This window comes from Paenibacillus sp. 10L310, from assembly GCF_056395745.1.
Map to the genome: position 1 here is coordinate 197,827 of NZ_JBFTKC010000004.1, position 14,575 is coordinate 212,401.

Annotated in this window: 12 protein-coding genes and 1 pseudogene; 9 read left to right on the plus strand and 4 right to left on the minus strand. The window is 39.8% G+C overall.

The features are described 5' to 3' along the window. The first annotated feature begins 855 nt into the window (after positions 1 to 855). The 6 genes from AC1DE7_RS13095 (at position 856) to AC1DE7_RS13120 (ending at position 6,275) form a co-directional block, all read left to right on the plus strand. Positions 856 to 1,317, plus strand: a complete 462-nt coding sequence (locus tag AC1DE7_RS13095; protein ID WP_340984458.1) for a helix-turn-helix transcriptional regulator — start codon at positions 856 to 858, stop codon at positions 1,315 to 1,317. 301 nt (positions 1,318 to 1,618) lie between these two features. Then, on the plus strand, positions 1,619 to 2,566 hold the full coding sequence (locus AC1DE7_RS13100) for a helix-turn-helix transcriptional regulator (RefSeq protein ID WP_477534525.1): 948 nt from the start codon (positions 1,619 to 1,621) through the stop codon (positions 2,564 to 2,566). 67 nt (positions 2,567 to 2,633) lie between these two features. Continuing rightward, on the plus strand, positions 2,634 to 3,170 hold the full coding sequence (locus AC1DE7_RS13105; protein ID WP_477534526.1) for a DinB family protein: 537 nt from the start codon (positions 2,634 to 2,636) through the stop codon (positions 3,168 to 3,170). Positions 3,171 to 3,196: 26 nt separating this feature from the next. Further along, positions 3,197 to 3,673, plus strand: a complete 477-nt coding sequence (locus tag AC1DE7_RS13110) for an EVE domain-containing protein (RefSeq protein ID WP_477534527.1) — start codon at positions 3,197 to 3,199, stop codon at positions 3,671 to 3,673. Positions 3,674 to 4,441: 768 nt separating this feature from the next. Then, the gene (locus tag AC1DE7_RS13115) at positions 4,442 to 5,182 is read left to right on the plus strand and encodes a hypothetical protein (protein ID WP_477534528.1); all 741 of its coding nucleotides are present in this window, start codon (positions 4,442 to 4,444) and stop codon (positions 5,180 to 5,182) included. A 499-nt stretch (positions 5,183 to 5,681) separates the two neighbouring features. Next, the gene (locus AC1DE7_RS13120; protein ID WP_315370892.1) at positions 5,682 to 6,275 is read left to right on the plus strand and encodes a YdeI/OmpD-associated family protein; all 594 of its coding nucleotides are present in this window, start codon (positions 5,682 to 5,684) and stop codon (positions 6,273 to 6,275) included. Positions 6,276 to 6,671: 396 nt separating this feature from the next. Here the strand turns inward: AC1DE7_RS13120 and AC1DE7_RS13125 are convergent, their stop codons facing one another. The 4 genes from AC1DE7_RS13125 to AC1DE7_RS13140 all read right to left on the minus strand — a co-directional run bounded on the left by AC1DE7_RS13125 (position 6,672) and on the right by AC1DE7_RS13140 (position 10,731). Continuing rightward, positions 6,672 to 7,469 carry a hypothetical protein gene (locus AC1DE7_RS13125; RefSeq protein ID WP_477534529.1) on the minus strand — a complete coding sequence of 266 codons (798 nt, stop codon included), beginning with the start codon at positions 7,467 to 7,469 and terminating at the stop codon, positions 6,672 to 6,674. A gap of 47 nt (positions 7,470 to 7,516) precedes the next feature. After that, positions 7,517 to 8,281: a hypothetical protein gene (locus AC1DE7_RS13130; RefSeq protein WP_477534530.1), complete on the minus strand. Its 765-nt coding sequence runs from the start codon at positions 8,279 to 8,281 to the stop codon at positions 7,517 to 7,519. Between the two features lie 135 nt (positions 8,282 to 8,416). Beyond that, on the minus strand, positions 8,417 to 9,667 hold the full coding sequence (locus AC1DE7_RS13135) for a metal-dependent hydrolase family protein (protein ID WP_477534531.1): 1,251 nt from the start codon (positions 9,665 to 9,667) through the stop codon (positions 8,417 to 8,419). Between the two features lie 452 nt (positions 9,668 to 10,119). Continuing rightward, positions 10,120 to 10,731 carry a TetR/AcrR family transcriptional regulator gene (locus tag AC1DE7_RS13140; protein WP_315371600.1) on the minus strand — a complete coding sequence of 204 codons (612 nt, stop codon included), beginning with the start codon at positions 10,729 to 10,731 and terminating at the stop codon, positions 10,120 to 10,122. 197 nt (positions 10,732 to 10,928) lie between these two features. Here AC1DE7_RS13140 and AC1DE7_RS13145 point away from each other — a divergent pair, with 197 nt between their 5' ends. From AC1DE7_RS13145 to AC1DE7_RS13155, 3 genes and pseudogenes are all read left to right on the plus strand, one after another. After that, positions 10,929 to 13,583, plus strand: coding sequence for an RHS repeat-associated core domain-containing protein (locus AC1DE7_RS13145; protein WP_477534532.1), 2,655 nt, complete (start codon positions 10,929 to 10,931; stop codon positions 13,581 to 13,583). A gap of 35 nt (positions 13,584 to 13,618) precedes the next feature. Beyond that, positions 13,619 to 14,248 (plus strand): hypothetical protein, encoded by a 630-nt coding sequence (locus AC1DE7_RS13150; protein WP_282320521.1) that lies wholly within the window; start codon positions 13,619 to 13,621, stop codon positions 14,246 to 14,248. A 154-nt stretch (positions 14,249 to 14,402) separates the two neighbouring features. Further along, positions 14,403 to 14,540: pseudogene (locus AC1DE7_RS13155) on the plus strand (RHS repeat-associated core domain-containing protein); the annotation flags it as partial. Between the last annotated feature and the right edge of the window lie 35 nt (positions 14,541 to 14,575).

Below are 14,575 nucleotides of genomic sequence, written 5' to 3' on the forward strand. Positions count from 1 at the left end.
TAAGTGATAGGTGATTTATAGTTTCCAAGGGAGGTGTGGGAACTTATATCGGAAACCCTGTTGGTTTTCTTTTCTCACATATATCCAAGGTGGTGGGACAGGGGTGCCTAGTGCTTTATACAAGATCGTTCCTTCATCGCTTACGGAATATACTTCGATACTATTCTGTATATCCTCCCACTTAACCTTACCTTGGTAAGACAGTGTCTGCCCTTGAACGACAACATGAGGTGCACCTGAAATGACTCTCTGCGTTATGTTGAGAACTCCAACCTTTTCTGAGGACAACATCACACATTCACTTATGAAAAGTATGATAATCAAAATGACTATGCTCACAATCCATCGCTTTTTTCTCATTTTGTGACCTCCACTACCTAGGGATCATTCCCTCATAGAGCAGTAAGATATTGTACGTTTAACCATAGCGTAATATCCTTTCCTTTTCCATGATAATGTACCATTAATCCACGAGCAAAACTCGAAATGGTTGACAAATGATGAAGGCCATTATGCGAAGGGATTTCAGATCTTATTACTTGTCTCAATCTTTTGGATAAGCATGAAAACTCAGTATCAATAACTAGGTATAATAGAGTGAAGTAATTTTGTTGTTGTAACTTTAACATTGCCGTTGGTTTCCTGTTTTTGTATGGGAACCCAGCGGCAATGTTATTTTAGGAAAGCAAAACGTGTATGTATTGTGTAATAGTATGGATTAATCCTTAAAAGGCACCCAAAGAGTTGAGGAATTTTAGAAAAATAGAATTCTATTTTCTAAAATTCCTTTATATGGACCCTATATTTGGTTTTAATTAACTTAGAAGTAAACAACAAAACAATGGTGGTGAGCAAATGACGAAGAATATATTGAGTGAAAAGTTAAAACAGTATCGTGAACAAAAAGAAATCACACAACAGGAACTTGCAGAGTTATTAGATGTTAGCGATAAATCCATCTCAAAATGGGAATTAGGAAATGGATATCCAAGCAAAAAAAACATGATGAAAATTGCTGATCTACTTGATGTTTCTTTGGAGGTTATGTTAATTGAGGAGAAGCAAGAGGAAAATAAATTCAAAAAAAGTTTGAAATATGGATTATTTAGTTACTGCATTATATTTGCCGTGACAATATTGATTAAAGGGTGGAGAGAGCAAGAGCGCTATCAAGATTTGTGGAGTGAGAATTTAAGTGAAGTGGTTAAATTAGTATTTATTACGTTCGGGCAAAACATATTTACTGCGTTAATTCCATCTATGATAATTGGTTTAGTTTTTTATTTTTATATCATTCCACGACAGGAAGTTGATTAAATGGATTGATGTTGAAAATGTAAGTGTAGTTGCAATCAATTGAGTAAAAGCAAGAGCTATCCGGGATAGGGGTGGCCTTGCTTTTATTTAAGGTTTAAATTAAGTAAGACAAGTAAATTGGGGTAAGTGGTTCTATATAATCCTTTGTAAACCAGAACAATCGACGGTTGGTACGCTCAAGGAGAAGGAGTCAACTTTTTATGACCGTATATCCAGATGGGATGATAAGGAACTGGAGCGTTTCACCACCATGTTAAGGCAGTTTAACGGTTTGGATGATGAAACGATGGGGGCTTAGAGAATGAACAAAACGGAGCGGCAGCTTGCGATTACGCTTGAATTGCAGCGAAGAAAGATGTTACGAGCAGAAGATTTAGCAGCTCAATTTGAGACAAGTGTACGTACGATATATCGAGATATTCAGGCATTAAGCGAAGCTGGCGTTCCGATCATGGGTGCTCCGGGTCATGGGTATTCTCTCATGGAAGGATATTTTCTGCCCCCGGTAAGCTTCACCGCAGAAGAAGCCGTATCCCTGCTCATGGGAGCTGATTTTATCGAACAGAGAATGGATACAGAATACGCGATGGAGGCTAAGTCGGCTCAACGAAAAATTGAAGCAATCTTACCAGAATCCGTTCGTAATGAATCCACACGTGTTCGGGAAACGATGCGACTGCTTCATACGGTTGAACCTTTAACCCGAGCGCGGGTGAAAACATACCTCAACCAGATACGTAGTGCCATTCTGGATCAACGTAAAATCAGCTTTATGTATCTGAAAAAAATGCCAGGAACGGATGGAAATCGGTATAACATGCGAGAGGTTTCACCCTATGGCCTCTCACTTGTTCAGGAGAATTGGATGTTAATTGCACGTTGTGATATGCGACAAGACATTCGTCATTTTCGTTTGTCACGCATGACTGAACTTTCCGTGCTGGAGGATCAATTCCTTTTGCCACCCGATTTTGATCTAAACAGTTATCGACCTCCTGACGACCGTAACGAACAAGTATTAATCAGAGCAAAACCTGAAATTGCTGACAAAGTTATGGAGGCCCTGCATTTTTATATGGATGCATTTGAGGAGCAAGAGCAAGGTGTCATTTTTCATTTTCGTGTCCGCTACCCGGAGGAAATCTTTCATTATTTACTTGGTTGGGGTGGAGATATCGAGGTCTTGGAGCCGGAGTCTTTACGCTTCCGAATGAAGGAAGTAGCCAAAAACATCTTAAAACACTACTGACATACACCTGTCAGTAGTGTTTTTTTATACTTTGATATATCACAGATCAAGAGGAGTGGGTTGAAGGATGAGAAGTACAACGGAAGTATTGAAATCATTTGAAAAGGCTGTAGAACGATATTTGGCAGAACTGAAAAATTTGGATATGTCTAGCTTACTTAAAAAACAAAGTGAAGAGGAATGGTCCATTGGACAGATGTATGTACATTTGATTCAATCAGCGCTTTTCATGCATCTGCATAATATTGAGCAGTGTTTGAGCAGCGGGGATTCAACATTAAACTCGGGTGAGGAAAAAACAGAACTGGGTAGGCAAGTGTTTGAATTAGGACAATTCCCTCCCGTTCCAATTAAGGTTCCTGCTTCCCCGCAGTATACCCCGCAACCACCCGAGAGCATGGAGTCCTTGATTGATGGGCTTCACATGGTCGTGGACCGGATGAGGAGTACAGAACCTCTTGTATACCAAGCATCGGTAAATAACAAAATACATCATCCAAGGCTTGGCGCTCTAAATGCTCAAGAGTGGTTTTTGTTGATAGAGATGCACTACAGACATCATTTTTTGCAATTAGACCGATTGAAATCGAATCTGGAAATGTAAATGAGAGAAGGGAATGGGATGTATCCATGAAACCAAATCAGGACAGCAGATATTGGGTTGGCGTTGTATCTGCTTCTCATGTAAATGTAGCCGTAGAGGGAGGGTTTGCGCAATTGTGCCATGGCAAGTCAGCACTGTTGCGACAGATGTCCGCGGGTGACTGGATGATATACTACTCTCCACGCACAGACATATCAACAGGCAAGCCACTTCAGGCTTTTACCGCTATTGGTCAAATTATCGACGACAGGATATACCAATATCAGATGTCGGAATCATTTGTACCCTTTCGCCGAGATCTTCGTTATCTTCCGTGTAAAGAAGTGAAGATCGCAACGTTGTTAGACCAACTCAGTTTTACACGCGGGAATCGCAATTGGGGGGTTCCGTTTCGTAAAGGTCACTTTGAAATTGGGGCTGAAGACTTCATGATGATAGCTTCCTCCATGTTGGAAGATGAGACACAGTCACTACTGGCTATTAGCTTAAGCCATAAATGTTAACCAAACCAAAAGGCCCATAGACAGTCTATGGACCTTTTTGCTTTATGCATAATCATAAAAAGCTCTGCGATCATTACGGATGTGTGAGACATCCATGAGTAACCGTTGTGTACATGTTATAAATAGTCGGTTTGACATCAACAGACCAATAGTGAGTGAGCGTAGGAGAATTTAAGAATGCACGACGAGCCGCTAATCATGCGGCTTTTTTTCGATTTCAATTGAAGAACCATAACTCTAAAGATGAAACTAAAACCATATCGGGCTTCTTATGGGAATTATCTACGTAAGAACATATTATTTAATATTTTATTACAAAATGTAACATTTTTTTTGGTTGGATATGGTAGATAGTTTTGAATAAAATATGGATTTGGATAATATTTGTAGTAAAATTGAGCAGTGTAAGTAGTAAGTATTTTGTCTTATTCGTATTTGCGATCGTATTATTCTATATCCCGACAGGAAGATCTTTAATTATTATTACACATCGGTTGCTTAAAACAAGTAGAGTGACTCCAACGTATTCTAGCTCTTGTAATAATTTGTCTGGTGTAATGAAAGGGCTGCAGTCTGACTATTATATGCAATCTATTGATGCTGAATTGAAGGCTTCTACATGTATCCAAATGCGTGGAGGTTGCAGGATCACCAAGCAGGATCTAACTCAACAGGATATGTTGATAGTGGATATGTAAATGGCTGGACCTAAAAAGCAGAATAAAGCGTTAGGTATATATACTGACTAAATAAGAGGAGGGTCTACCTGTGAAGAAAAAAACATTGGTTTCAATCCTCACCATAACACTGGTAGCTGCATCTGTGAGTGGCTACATGTACTTGAATGAACCATCTGTAGTTAGTGCTCAAAGCGATGTTGAAAGCGCAGCACTGAAGGCGACTCAGGGTAAGGTCGATTACATTAAAGAATCGTTTGAAGACGGGTCATACATCGTTCGCTACCGGGACCGTGTGAATTTGACAGAAATCACTGAGGAATACCGTGATAATCAGCTTCATAATAAATTGATTGTTGAAGATGGTGGTAAGAAAATCACTTCGTATGGTCGAGATTTCGAGACAGGGAAATTGGTGGGGAATACCTGGACCATGCCGGACAACATAGCTGCTGAAAATGAGAAGTTGCTACAGATCTCGCTCTTGGAGAATGCTAAAGAAGAATTACGGAGTCAGGATTGGACAGTACTGGAAGCAGCGGGCTCACAATCCCGTTCTGCTACACAGAGTAACGAGCAAAAAGCTGTTTCGGAGGATAACCTCCACAAGGAAGTTGTAACCATTGATGTAAATACGGGTTTACCGACAAAACGTGTGATTTATCAGAAAGACAAAAACGGTGAAATTGTAACTAGCTCTACCAAGACCGAAGAGTACAAGTACCTGGATTCCATGCCGATGAAGATCCAGAGTTTTGCTCCGGAAGAATCCGAAGAGATTAAAGAAATACCGGCGCCTGTAATTGAAGATAAGGTGCTTGAAGGTTCTTAAGATTTTCTGTTCCATCAACAAGTAGAATTAAATAAGACAGCCAGCCCCCGTACTTGGGAGCTGGCTGTCTTATTTCTTATCCGTAGCCGGAATTAACTTGATGGGATTTCAGATTGTTCTACGAGTTTATCAAACAGTTGTGGGTCCGTCTTTTTAAAGAATTGAAGTTGATCATCAGTTAGTTTGCACATAGTTCCTTTTGCTGAGTCATTATAAACATTGAAAAAGATAGTTGTTTAGTTGGGGAAAAGGGTTTTAGAATCAGGTCCGTTGCTCTCCATAAATAAGTAATCCCAAATAATTCAAACCAATTAATACGTCTTCTTCTTAAATCACTTTCTTTAATTATAGACCATCTAACAGGATGGTCCTTGTTGCTATTAAGGTTTAAATTCAAGTAGAAAAGTCAATAAAAGCTCTGTAAGCAACGCTGTACAATCTACTGAAAACCAGTACAATTGAACCTATAAGAACATGAGATAAAGAGAGGTATTTCTCCATGACGGATACAAGTGGGAATCGCAAAGTTGACGGTTATCTAAAGAAACTCAAAACGTGGAAGGAAGAGTCCACAAAGCTGAGAGAGATTATTCGGGATTTTGAACTGACAGAGGATATGAAATGGATGCATCCTTGTTACATGCTGGATGGAAAAAACATCGTTTTAATCCATGGATTCAAAGAATACGTGGCCATTCTGTTTTTCAAAGGTGCTCTGCTGAAGGATACACACGGCATTTTGGTCCAGCAAACGGAGAATGTACAGGCAGAACGCCAGCTTCGCTTCACCAGTCTGGAGCAGATTGTGGAGCAGGAGGCTATGATCAAAGCCTATATCCAGCAAGCGATTGAAGTGGAACAGGCCGGACTGCAAGTAGAAATGAAAAAAACTGCCGAATATAGCGTTCCCGAGGAACTTCAGCAACAGTTCGATGAGAATCCTGCTTTCCGAGATGCATTTGAAGCACTGACACCCGGACGTCAGCGGGCATATCTCTATTATTTCTCACAACCGAAGCAATCCAAGACAAAAGTGTCACGAATCGAGAAGTACATGCAGCCGATCCTGGAAGGTAAAGGATTGAATGATTAATCTTCCAAATTTCACTCATCCACGGTTCATCCTCTCTGCTGCTCCAAACCCTAACGAACCTGAGAAGATCTGTGATTTGTTACATTTCTTAACTTCACGAAAAGAGAAAATAGCGTGTCCTCGGTTCGTTAGAATAGAGTAAAGCCCAAAAAGGCTAATCCCTGTCATCCACATGATGTTGGGGAATGACCTTTTCGCTGATAGATCCTATATTGCACCGTAAACACGGACTGTGTCCTCCGCAATTTGATATAAGGACACCTTAGGATGTATTTGAAGCGATTATTCACCGAGCCGAGCGTACGGGGAAAAACATTTGAATTCTGCCGCCATTACTAGCACGAATTCATCCTCTCCCCGCTCTATGAAATAAGCCGAAAAAAGACACCATGTTTTTTAAGGTGCCTTCGAATCAAATTCATCTATATTTATAGGGATAAATGACTGAAATATAGTTTTTCTGGAAGATTTATAAAGTTGGTCTGCTTTTAATTCGAGATTTAAATTGGTGATCTTCTGTTGAATTAAATAGTCTTCAGGGATCTCAATGTGGAACTCATAAGTTTGGCTATCTGGTGTTTTTGAAATTGTCTTTTGTTCAATTAAAGTAGCTATTTTTTTTATAGACTCAGGGACTGAAAATTCGACCGTTGCTCCTTCAACATTTGTGAAATCAATAGTGTATATTAGGGTTCCATTAGTTTGTTTATAGTGTTTATTACGAATAAATATTTCCTTGTCGGCTGAAATCGTATCATCAGCAATTTGACCTTCGTAATAGTAGTCACCGATAGAAATTTTTATATTATTTTCTTGATCGTCTTTTAATACTACAGTATCAAAATGGTTAAATCGCTGATTAGAATTGAGAATAAGAATATGTTTGTCTTTAACTACGATATTCTCTTTACCAGAGATTTCAGTAACAAGGGCTCCATCAGAGAGTAACTCTATTCTATGGATATCTATAAAATCTATTGCATAAGGAAAATAAATGCTAAACTCTTTGGATTGAAAAAAATAGTTCTCTTCTTGAGAGAGTGTTTTTTCAAGTAACGTAATTCTTTTTTTGTATTCAGTTTGTACTTCTTCAATATTCTGAGTAGGATTTTCTAAAGGAACCGAAGAAGAATCATCTTGAGAACAGCCGTATAATAAAAATAAGAGTGAGCAACTAATTAGAATTTTTTTCATTCTGCCTCCAAATAACGAAGGGCGGCTTATGCCGCCCTTGTTTTTTATTAAATAGGGTTGGACCAGAGCCAAGTTTCAAAACCTCTGTAGTCAAATGATGACGCATTATACTGAGTATCCCACAATAATCCTTTATTTGTATATCGATAGTCTTCCTGAAGCACTCTGATAGCACTCTTTTGTTCATACACCCAACCGGCAGGAATTTTATACTTTTCTGTCAATGATTTCTCGAATTTTTGTCCAATTGTTCCAGACAGTTTAAATCCCACTACATCTTTAAAACCAAAATTCGTCTCACCACTTACTGTAATTGTAAATTCAGATTTAGTTGATAGCGTTCTCTCTACAGAACTTGCTGCAATATTGGAATAGCGATCCCAATCATAACTAGTGTAGTAATTTGCTTCAGCTACTTTGGTCCATGAATTTATCCCCATTGTCCCCACATCACCTGAACTAGGAACAGTAACTGGTTTCAAGTTTTTTCTTATGTTATCTTTTAGATCTTTTTCAGTAAGTAATTGTACCCCATCAATGAATTGTTTTCCACCTTTAAACTCTTCAACTGGTGGTCGATTGTTAACGGTGATTTCTGAATCTGAAGCAAGAACGGGAAGGGCTACCGACAAGGACATTACTGCGACTAAACTTAGAACTTTTATGATTTTTTTCCCAAACAAAAAATTACCTCCCAAAATATATTTAGATTCATATGTAATATTATTACTTTTATGGGTGGTTAGTATATAGTTATTAAGTACTAATTTTACCATATAATATGTTTTTTTACTATTTAATTTGATATTCACATGGATCGACGAGGGATGGTGGACATGCTACTCAGCATTATACTTATGAGAATGATGAGCTTGCTGATCCCAATAACCTGATTCAAAATGGAAAAACAATTAATTAATATACCAAGCATGATTTCACTCCTGAATTTACCAAACTGAGTTTAGAACATCGTCCACTTCTTTGATTCTTGTGACAGATGGTGTTTGAATTAGATTTCCTTTGACCATGACCATAGAGATGTCTGACAAGGCTTCGATATGTTCAAGCGGATTTTGCTCCATGATAATCAGATCGGCATGTTTCCCGATATCCACCGTCCCTGTAATATCGTCAACACCGAGGATCTTTGCATTGGTTTGGGTCACCATGTCGATGACCTGTTTGTTGTTCAGGTTGGCCTGTCTCATGTAGTGGTCCATCTCTCTCCACATATCATAGTGAGTCACGTAAGGCATAGCGGCATCGGTGCCAATCCCGATGGTGATGTCGTTTTCGATCGCTTGTTTTACACCTTTGAGCATGGAATCGTAGACGAGTCTGGAATTCTCTTTTACCGTTGTACTTACCTTCGTTACACTAGTATCCAGTGAAGCGGAGGGATAAGCGGCTTGCAGGGTGGGGATGAGTGCGGTGTAACCATTCAGGGCATTGGGATTATTTTTGTACAAATGAATGATTTCGTCGTCCATCTCCGAACCGTGCTCGATCGTATCAACCCCACCTTGTAACGCAACTCTTACGCCTTCCGTGCTCTCCACATGCGCTGCCACCCGCAAACCAATCTTATGTGCTTCGTTGCAGATCGCCGAAACTTCGTCCACCGTCATCTGTAAACGTCCAGCTTCGCCAACCATCTTCGCATCCGTCACGCCACCCGTCACACAGATTTTGATTAGATCCACGCCGTGTTTCACATTGATCCGCACATTTCTTCTGCCTTCCCATGGGGAGTCGCCCATCAGAGCGAGAAATGGAGCACCATGTCCGCCCGTGACACTTAGGAAAAATCCGGATACTAGCAAATTGGGACCGACAAAGTCACCGTTGTTAATCTCATCCCGTAGCTGGACATCGGTGTAAAAGAATTCACCCACACTGCACATCGTTGTTACACCCGCATGGAGTGCGGTCAGTGCATTGCGTTTCATGCGTTTTTTCAAAACGTTTCTGCCAAACTTGGTGTTCAATATCCGATCATAGGCAAACTGCAACATGCCTTCACTGACCGAGAGACTGAACGGTTTTCCATCTGCAAAGAGGTGTACGTGGGCATTGATCAGTCCAGGCATAATGTATTTTCCTGAGAGGTCGATGGTTGTGTAGTGACTAGGGATATGCAACTCGTGATCTCGGCCGATATCCTGGATAAGTCCTTGTTCATTGACGAGAATGGTCATGTTTTTTTTGCAGATTACGGTTCAGATCACCGTGGATCAGATGGACGTTTTTCAATGCGTAAGCGGTGTTCATGTTGTGTTCCTCCTTGGAATGGTGGGTGAGGCTATATAAGTTGAATAATGGGTATGTACACTTATCACTCCGATGACAGAACAACCTTCGGATCGCTGTTATCCCCAGATTTTTTTGATACCCTCTTATTAGGGGAAATCCGGTGATAAATGCGAACGCTTCGCTTCCTCTGGTTATTTCTGTCCTCTCCGTTATCGTGTAAATGTAGGTTCAACTTAAATAGTTTGGGAAATAGTAAATTACCAACTTAAAAATGAATGATTAATTCATTTTTGGATCAAAAAAATAGAGCGACTTAATGTTAGATATTTTTTTGTGTGCAAACCAAGTGAAAATGACCTGATCTGCACGCTTTGTCTACCTGTGATGAGATGGAGCGTTATTCGTTTAGACTCTTCATACCGTACAATCTGTATACATACAACGCTTCGAATATTTGCTTCCGGCTGTCCTCACTCATATCCCGCTTCAATAGATCCAAATTCATGTCGATCACGTTATGTGCGAGGATGTTCAGCAAGATCAAATTCTCCTCGGTACCAATCTCATACCGTTTATATTGGTTCTTGAGATAGGCCTTCTTGGTCTCGATCATCAGGTCGACAAGTTCATTCTTGGCGTTGGTGTAGATGGTTCCTTTATTCTTTTCAAAGATGATGACAATCTGATTCCGGTATTTACGTAACACATCCACTTGTTCCTGTAACAGCGCCGATTTTCGCTCGCTATCCGTTTCCTCGAACAAGGTCTGATTATCAAAGTGAATCGTCTCCACCAGTACATTTTTCAAATAATCCACCAGATCCGGCGGCACGACGGCGTAGAAGAGTTCTTTCTTGTTCTTGAAGTAAGTATAGATATTGCCCACGGAAATATTGATCTTATCCGCGATATCGCTCATCTTGGCATCCACATATCCTTTTTCAAAAAAGACTTTGAGCGCCGCGTATTCAATCTCTTTCCTGACTTCGTCTTTCTTGGATTGCACCATCGGGAACGACTCCTTAATAGTGAATGGTTGGTTCGTTATTAAGATAGACCTTTTTGAGGGGGGTGTCAAATGTGAAAATGTTGAGAATATTACATGAACGTTGGAAATTTCGTGTCAAGTAATAGAAGAGTTAATCATTACAACTCGAATTGACTCCCATACGAAAACTACTAGATTAGATGATAATGAGGTCAGCTATGATGATGTTAAACAATGAATTTTACAATGGATTCGGTAATGGAGTTCTACTAGGCCAACTTGACAATTTAGCAGGAAATGAACTTGTTCTGGCTCAGTATCATTATGATTCTATGTCTCGCCCGATATATGTTATTGATACTAGTGGGAATGTATCAACAGCAGCCTATGATAAATGGGGGAGGGCATTTGAATCTACAGATGCTTTTGGTAACCTGTACCGTACGGATTACGATATTATTGATCGGAAGAATACCTCTTATCTGGTTGCGGCCAGTGACGTTACCGCTTTCCGCGCTAACGCTCAGGACAGTCTGAAACGGAATGTACTTGAAACATTTAGTGATCAATGGGGGAGAGAGATCGCAAAGAAAGGATATCCGAATTGGCCGAATCGAAATGCCACAGTTGTTCAAGAGGATTACACTTATGATCATTTGGGTAATGTATTAACCTATGTGGATCCGAATCGGAATACAACACGTTATCAATATGACAGATTAAATCGACTAACTTCCGTACAGGATGCATTGAATCAAACAACGTCGTATAGCTATAATAAGCTCGGGCAGTTGCAGAGTACAACTCAAACTGACGGAACGAAGAGTTGGGTGACAAACAAAACTTATGATGAAACAGGACTTTTGAAAACAAGTACTGATCCAGGTGCTAATCAGGACGTATTTAATCGCAATAAGCTTGGACAAGTCTCTGTCCGCAAAAATCCCAACAATACTTCGATCTATTATTTGTATGATGAAACGGGTCGAAGTACGATGAAGATTGCAGGATCGAATACGATAAAAAATGTATATCAGTTCCGTAAATTTGGTCCATCACGTCAGGAAGAACAACGGAATGGTTCAAGTGTTATAACTACCTATAGTGATTACAGTATATATGGTGCGCAAAGGTATAAAGGGACGATATATGATGGTGTTGTCACAGTTGTACGACATGAGTATGACGATCAGAATAGATTGAAAAATATTGCTGATGCGTTTGATTATTTTACACACTACAAGTACGATAAGACACGAATTAGTAAAGTACAGACGAATGGAACATATCAGGTATCTGCAGCAGATAATGCCAATGCTCAGTATATCTATGAACCGGATGGTAAGATAAAGAGTATTATCTACCCGAGACTATCGGACGGTAGTGTGTTAACTACAGATAACCAATATGATGCTATTGGTCGGTTACTGAAAGTTACCAACAAGAAAGGTACTTCGGTACTATCTCAGTACCAGTACAGTTATGATAGTAATGGGAACATCACTTCTGTAACAGATGCATCAGGTATAACTGATTATAAATATGATAAGTTGGATCGGTTAATTCAGGTGAAACGTCCTACAGGTGAGACGATAGACTACACTTACGATGCCCGAGGTAATCGTAAGACACTAGTAGAAGATGATAGTTTATTGCAATTCGCTAGAGAACTGACGTATACATTTAACCTGTGGGATCAGCTAAAGACTATCACCGAAGGTAATGTGACCACTGAGTTCGAATATGAAATGCAAGGACTACGTCTATACAAGAAGACAACGACTGGAACGACAAATGGAACAGGGAATCAACCAGTAACAGAGAAAGTTCGTTACGCTTATAACAATAACGGACAGGTGATCTCAGAAGCTAATGAATCGAATCAGGCCATAGCCAGTTATGTATGGGGACCGGATAGGATGCTAGCAAAAAGAGATGCTAGCACGAACCAAAAGTATTATTATCTCTATAACGGACATGGCGATGTTGTACAGATTGTCAACGAGAACGGTACTAAAGTAAATAGCTACCAGTATGATGAATGGGGGAATATCCAGCAGCAGACAGAAGGGATTAAAAACTCATTCAAATATGCGGGTGAAATTCAGGATGAAGAGACAGGACTCTATTATCTGCGGGCGAGATATTATGATCCTGGGGTTGGACGGTTTATAAGCAAGGATACGTATGAAGGACAAATTACGAATCCGTTGAGCCAGAATTTGTATTCGTATGTTCATAATAATCCGTTGAAGTATGTAGATCCGAGTGGTCATAGGGTCTGGTTAATTCACGGAACGAATCTTTCGGGTGCCGAGCATCCAGAAGATACATGGACTCCGGATTTTGTGGAGTATGTGGAAGGACTTTTTAATGAGTCAAGTAAAAAGATGAAATGGACTGGTGGCAACTCAACTGGTGCTCGCTCAGAAGCGGCGAAGGATTTTGTGACAGAAGTATATGAATGGCATTCTAAAAACCCTGATGATCCAATAAGATTAGTTGGTCATAGCCATGGTGGGAATGTCGCCATCATGTTAGCTAATCTTTTAGATAAAAAAGGAATGAAAGTAGACACTTTGATTACAATAGCTACCCCAGTTAGGGGTTACAACTTAGACAAAAATACTTCCGTTGGCCAACACATTCATGTATACAATAAAAAGGACCAAATCCAGGTAAATGGAGGGCCTCTGTGGGCTTTGGGCGCTACTAAAGGGCGTACATTTAAAGGTGCCGAAAATGTGAGGGCCAAAGATGCTGAAAAGCCAGGCGTCTTTAGTCCGAACGGTGGACCTATTGATTCTCATTCGAGTATGCATAGCAACAAATCTATATGGGATAAATATATTAAACCGAAGTTGAAAAAGTAGAACTGAGCTGTCAATAATCAAAGAGGAGGGCGTGTATGGCAATATGGTTAAGGCTTTTAATCATAGTAATAATAATATTTAATGTTTCATCATTTGTATGGTTACTACTTGGTTCAACAGCCTATTTTCAACGAGAAATGGATATTGTTGGTACATTTTATTTATTAATCGTTGGTATTCCCGTTCTTTTGTTGGCTATATTATTTACTGTATTTCTCATTAAAGGAACTGTTCCAACAAGTGGAGTACACTACATTGGAATTTGTCTGGGGCTGATACTGTCATTAATACTCTCTGCCATCCTGATTCATGGTGTTAACTCCAGTGGGTGGGCAAAAGAGAAGTTAGAAAGCGATTCACCAAAGATTACGGCTGATGGTAAGTATGAATATCACATTGACTTAATTAATTTGTTTCAAAGGAACAGTAAAGCGCGTCTTTATCTAAGGAATGTAAGCACCGGAGAGGAAAAGTTTATCCCTATTAATATCCAGACACGCAAAATTAAAACTCTTGCGGTTGGTAAGGTTAACCATTGGGTATTACTTGAACCAACGGACATTGACTCTCAATATATTCTGTACACGACAAAAGACCTTGGTCGCTTGCCCGAAGAAAAATTCAAAATAGACATTTTAGCAGGAACATCAAGTGGAGTTAAATAAATTTCATTAACCACAATGCGAATAGATTTCGTGTTGTGGTTTTTCTTTCATCGGGGGGGCATGTATTTCCCACCTAGTGCCGAATGAATTAGGTGGCAATCTTAATAACCTATAACCTTAGAATACCAGTGCCACCGATGCTTCAATTTGTTGTACGCGCTGGTACAAAACGGCCGAAGGGCGGTTCATTAACGAGGATACTTATGAAGGGAAGATTACGAATCCGTTGAGTTTGAACTTGGATACGTATGTGCATAATAATCCGCTGATTTATGTAGACCCTAGTGGGCATAAAGTTTGGCTGATTCACGGTACTTTCTCAACCGG

Excerpts from the sequence above, each read along its gene's own strand:
- AC1DE7_RS13095 (WP_340984458.1), top strand. The coding sequence starts at position 856 with ATGACGAAGAATATATTGAGTGAAAAGTTAAAACAGTATCGTGAACAA.
- AC1DE7_RS13100 (WP_477534525.1), top strand. The coding sequence starts at position 1,619 with ATGAACAAAACGGAGCGGCAGCTTGCGATTACGCTTGAATTGCAGCGA.
- AC1DE7_RS13105 (WP_477534526.1), top strand. The coding sequence starts at position 2,634 with ATGAGAAGTACAACGGAAGTATTGAAATCATTTGAAAAGGCTGTAGAA.
- AC1DE7_RS13110 (WP_477534527.1), top strand. The coding sequence starts at position 3,197 with ATGAAACCAAATCAGGACAGCAGATATTGGGTTGGCGTTGTATCTGCT.
- AC1DE7_RS13120 (WP_315370892.1), top strand. The coding sequence starts at position 5,682 with ATGACGGATACAAGTGGGAATCGCAAAGTTGACGGTTATCTAAAGAAA.
- AC1DE7_RS13125 (WP_477534529.1), bottom strand. The coding sequence starts at position 7,469 with ATGAAAAAAATTCTAATTAGTTGCTCACTCTTATTTTTATTATACGGC.
- AC1DE7_RS13135 (WP_477534531.1), bottom strand. The coding sequence starts at position 9,667 with ATGACCATTCTCGTCAATGAACAAGGACTTATCCAGGATATCGGCCGA.
- AC1DE7_RS13140 (WP_315371600.1), bottom strand. The coding sequence starts at position 10,731 with ATGGTGCAATCCAAGAAAGACGAAGTCAGGAAAGAGATTGAATACGCG.
- AC1DE7_RS13145 (WP_477534532.1), top strand. The coding sequence starts at position 10,929 with ATGATGATGTTAAACAATGAATTTTACAATGGATTCGGTAATGGAGTT.
- AC1DE7_RS13150 (WP_282320521.1), top strand. The coding sequence starts at position 13,619 with ATGGCAATATGGTTAAGGCTTTTAATCATAGTAATAATAATATTTAAT.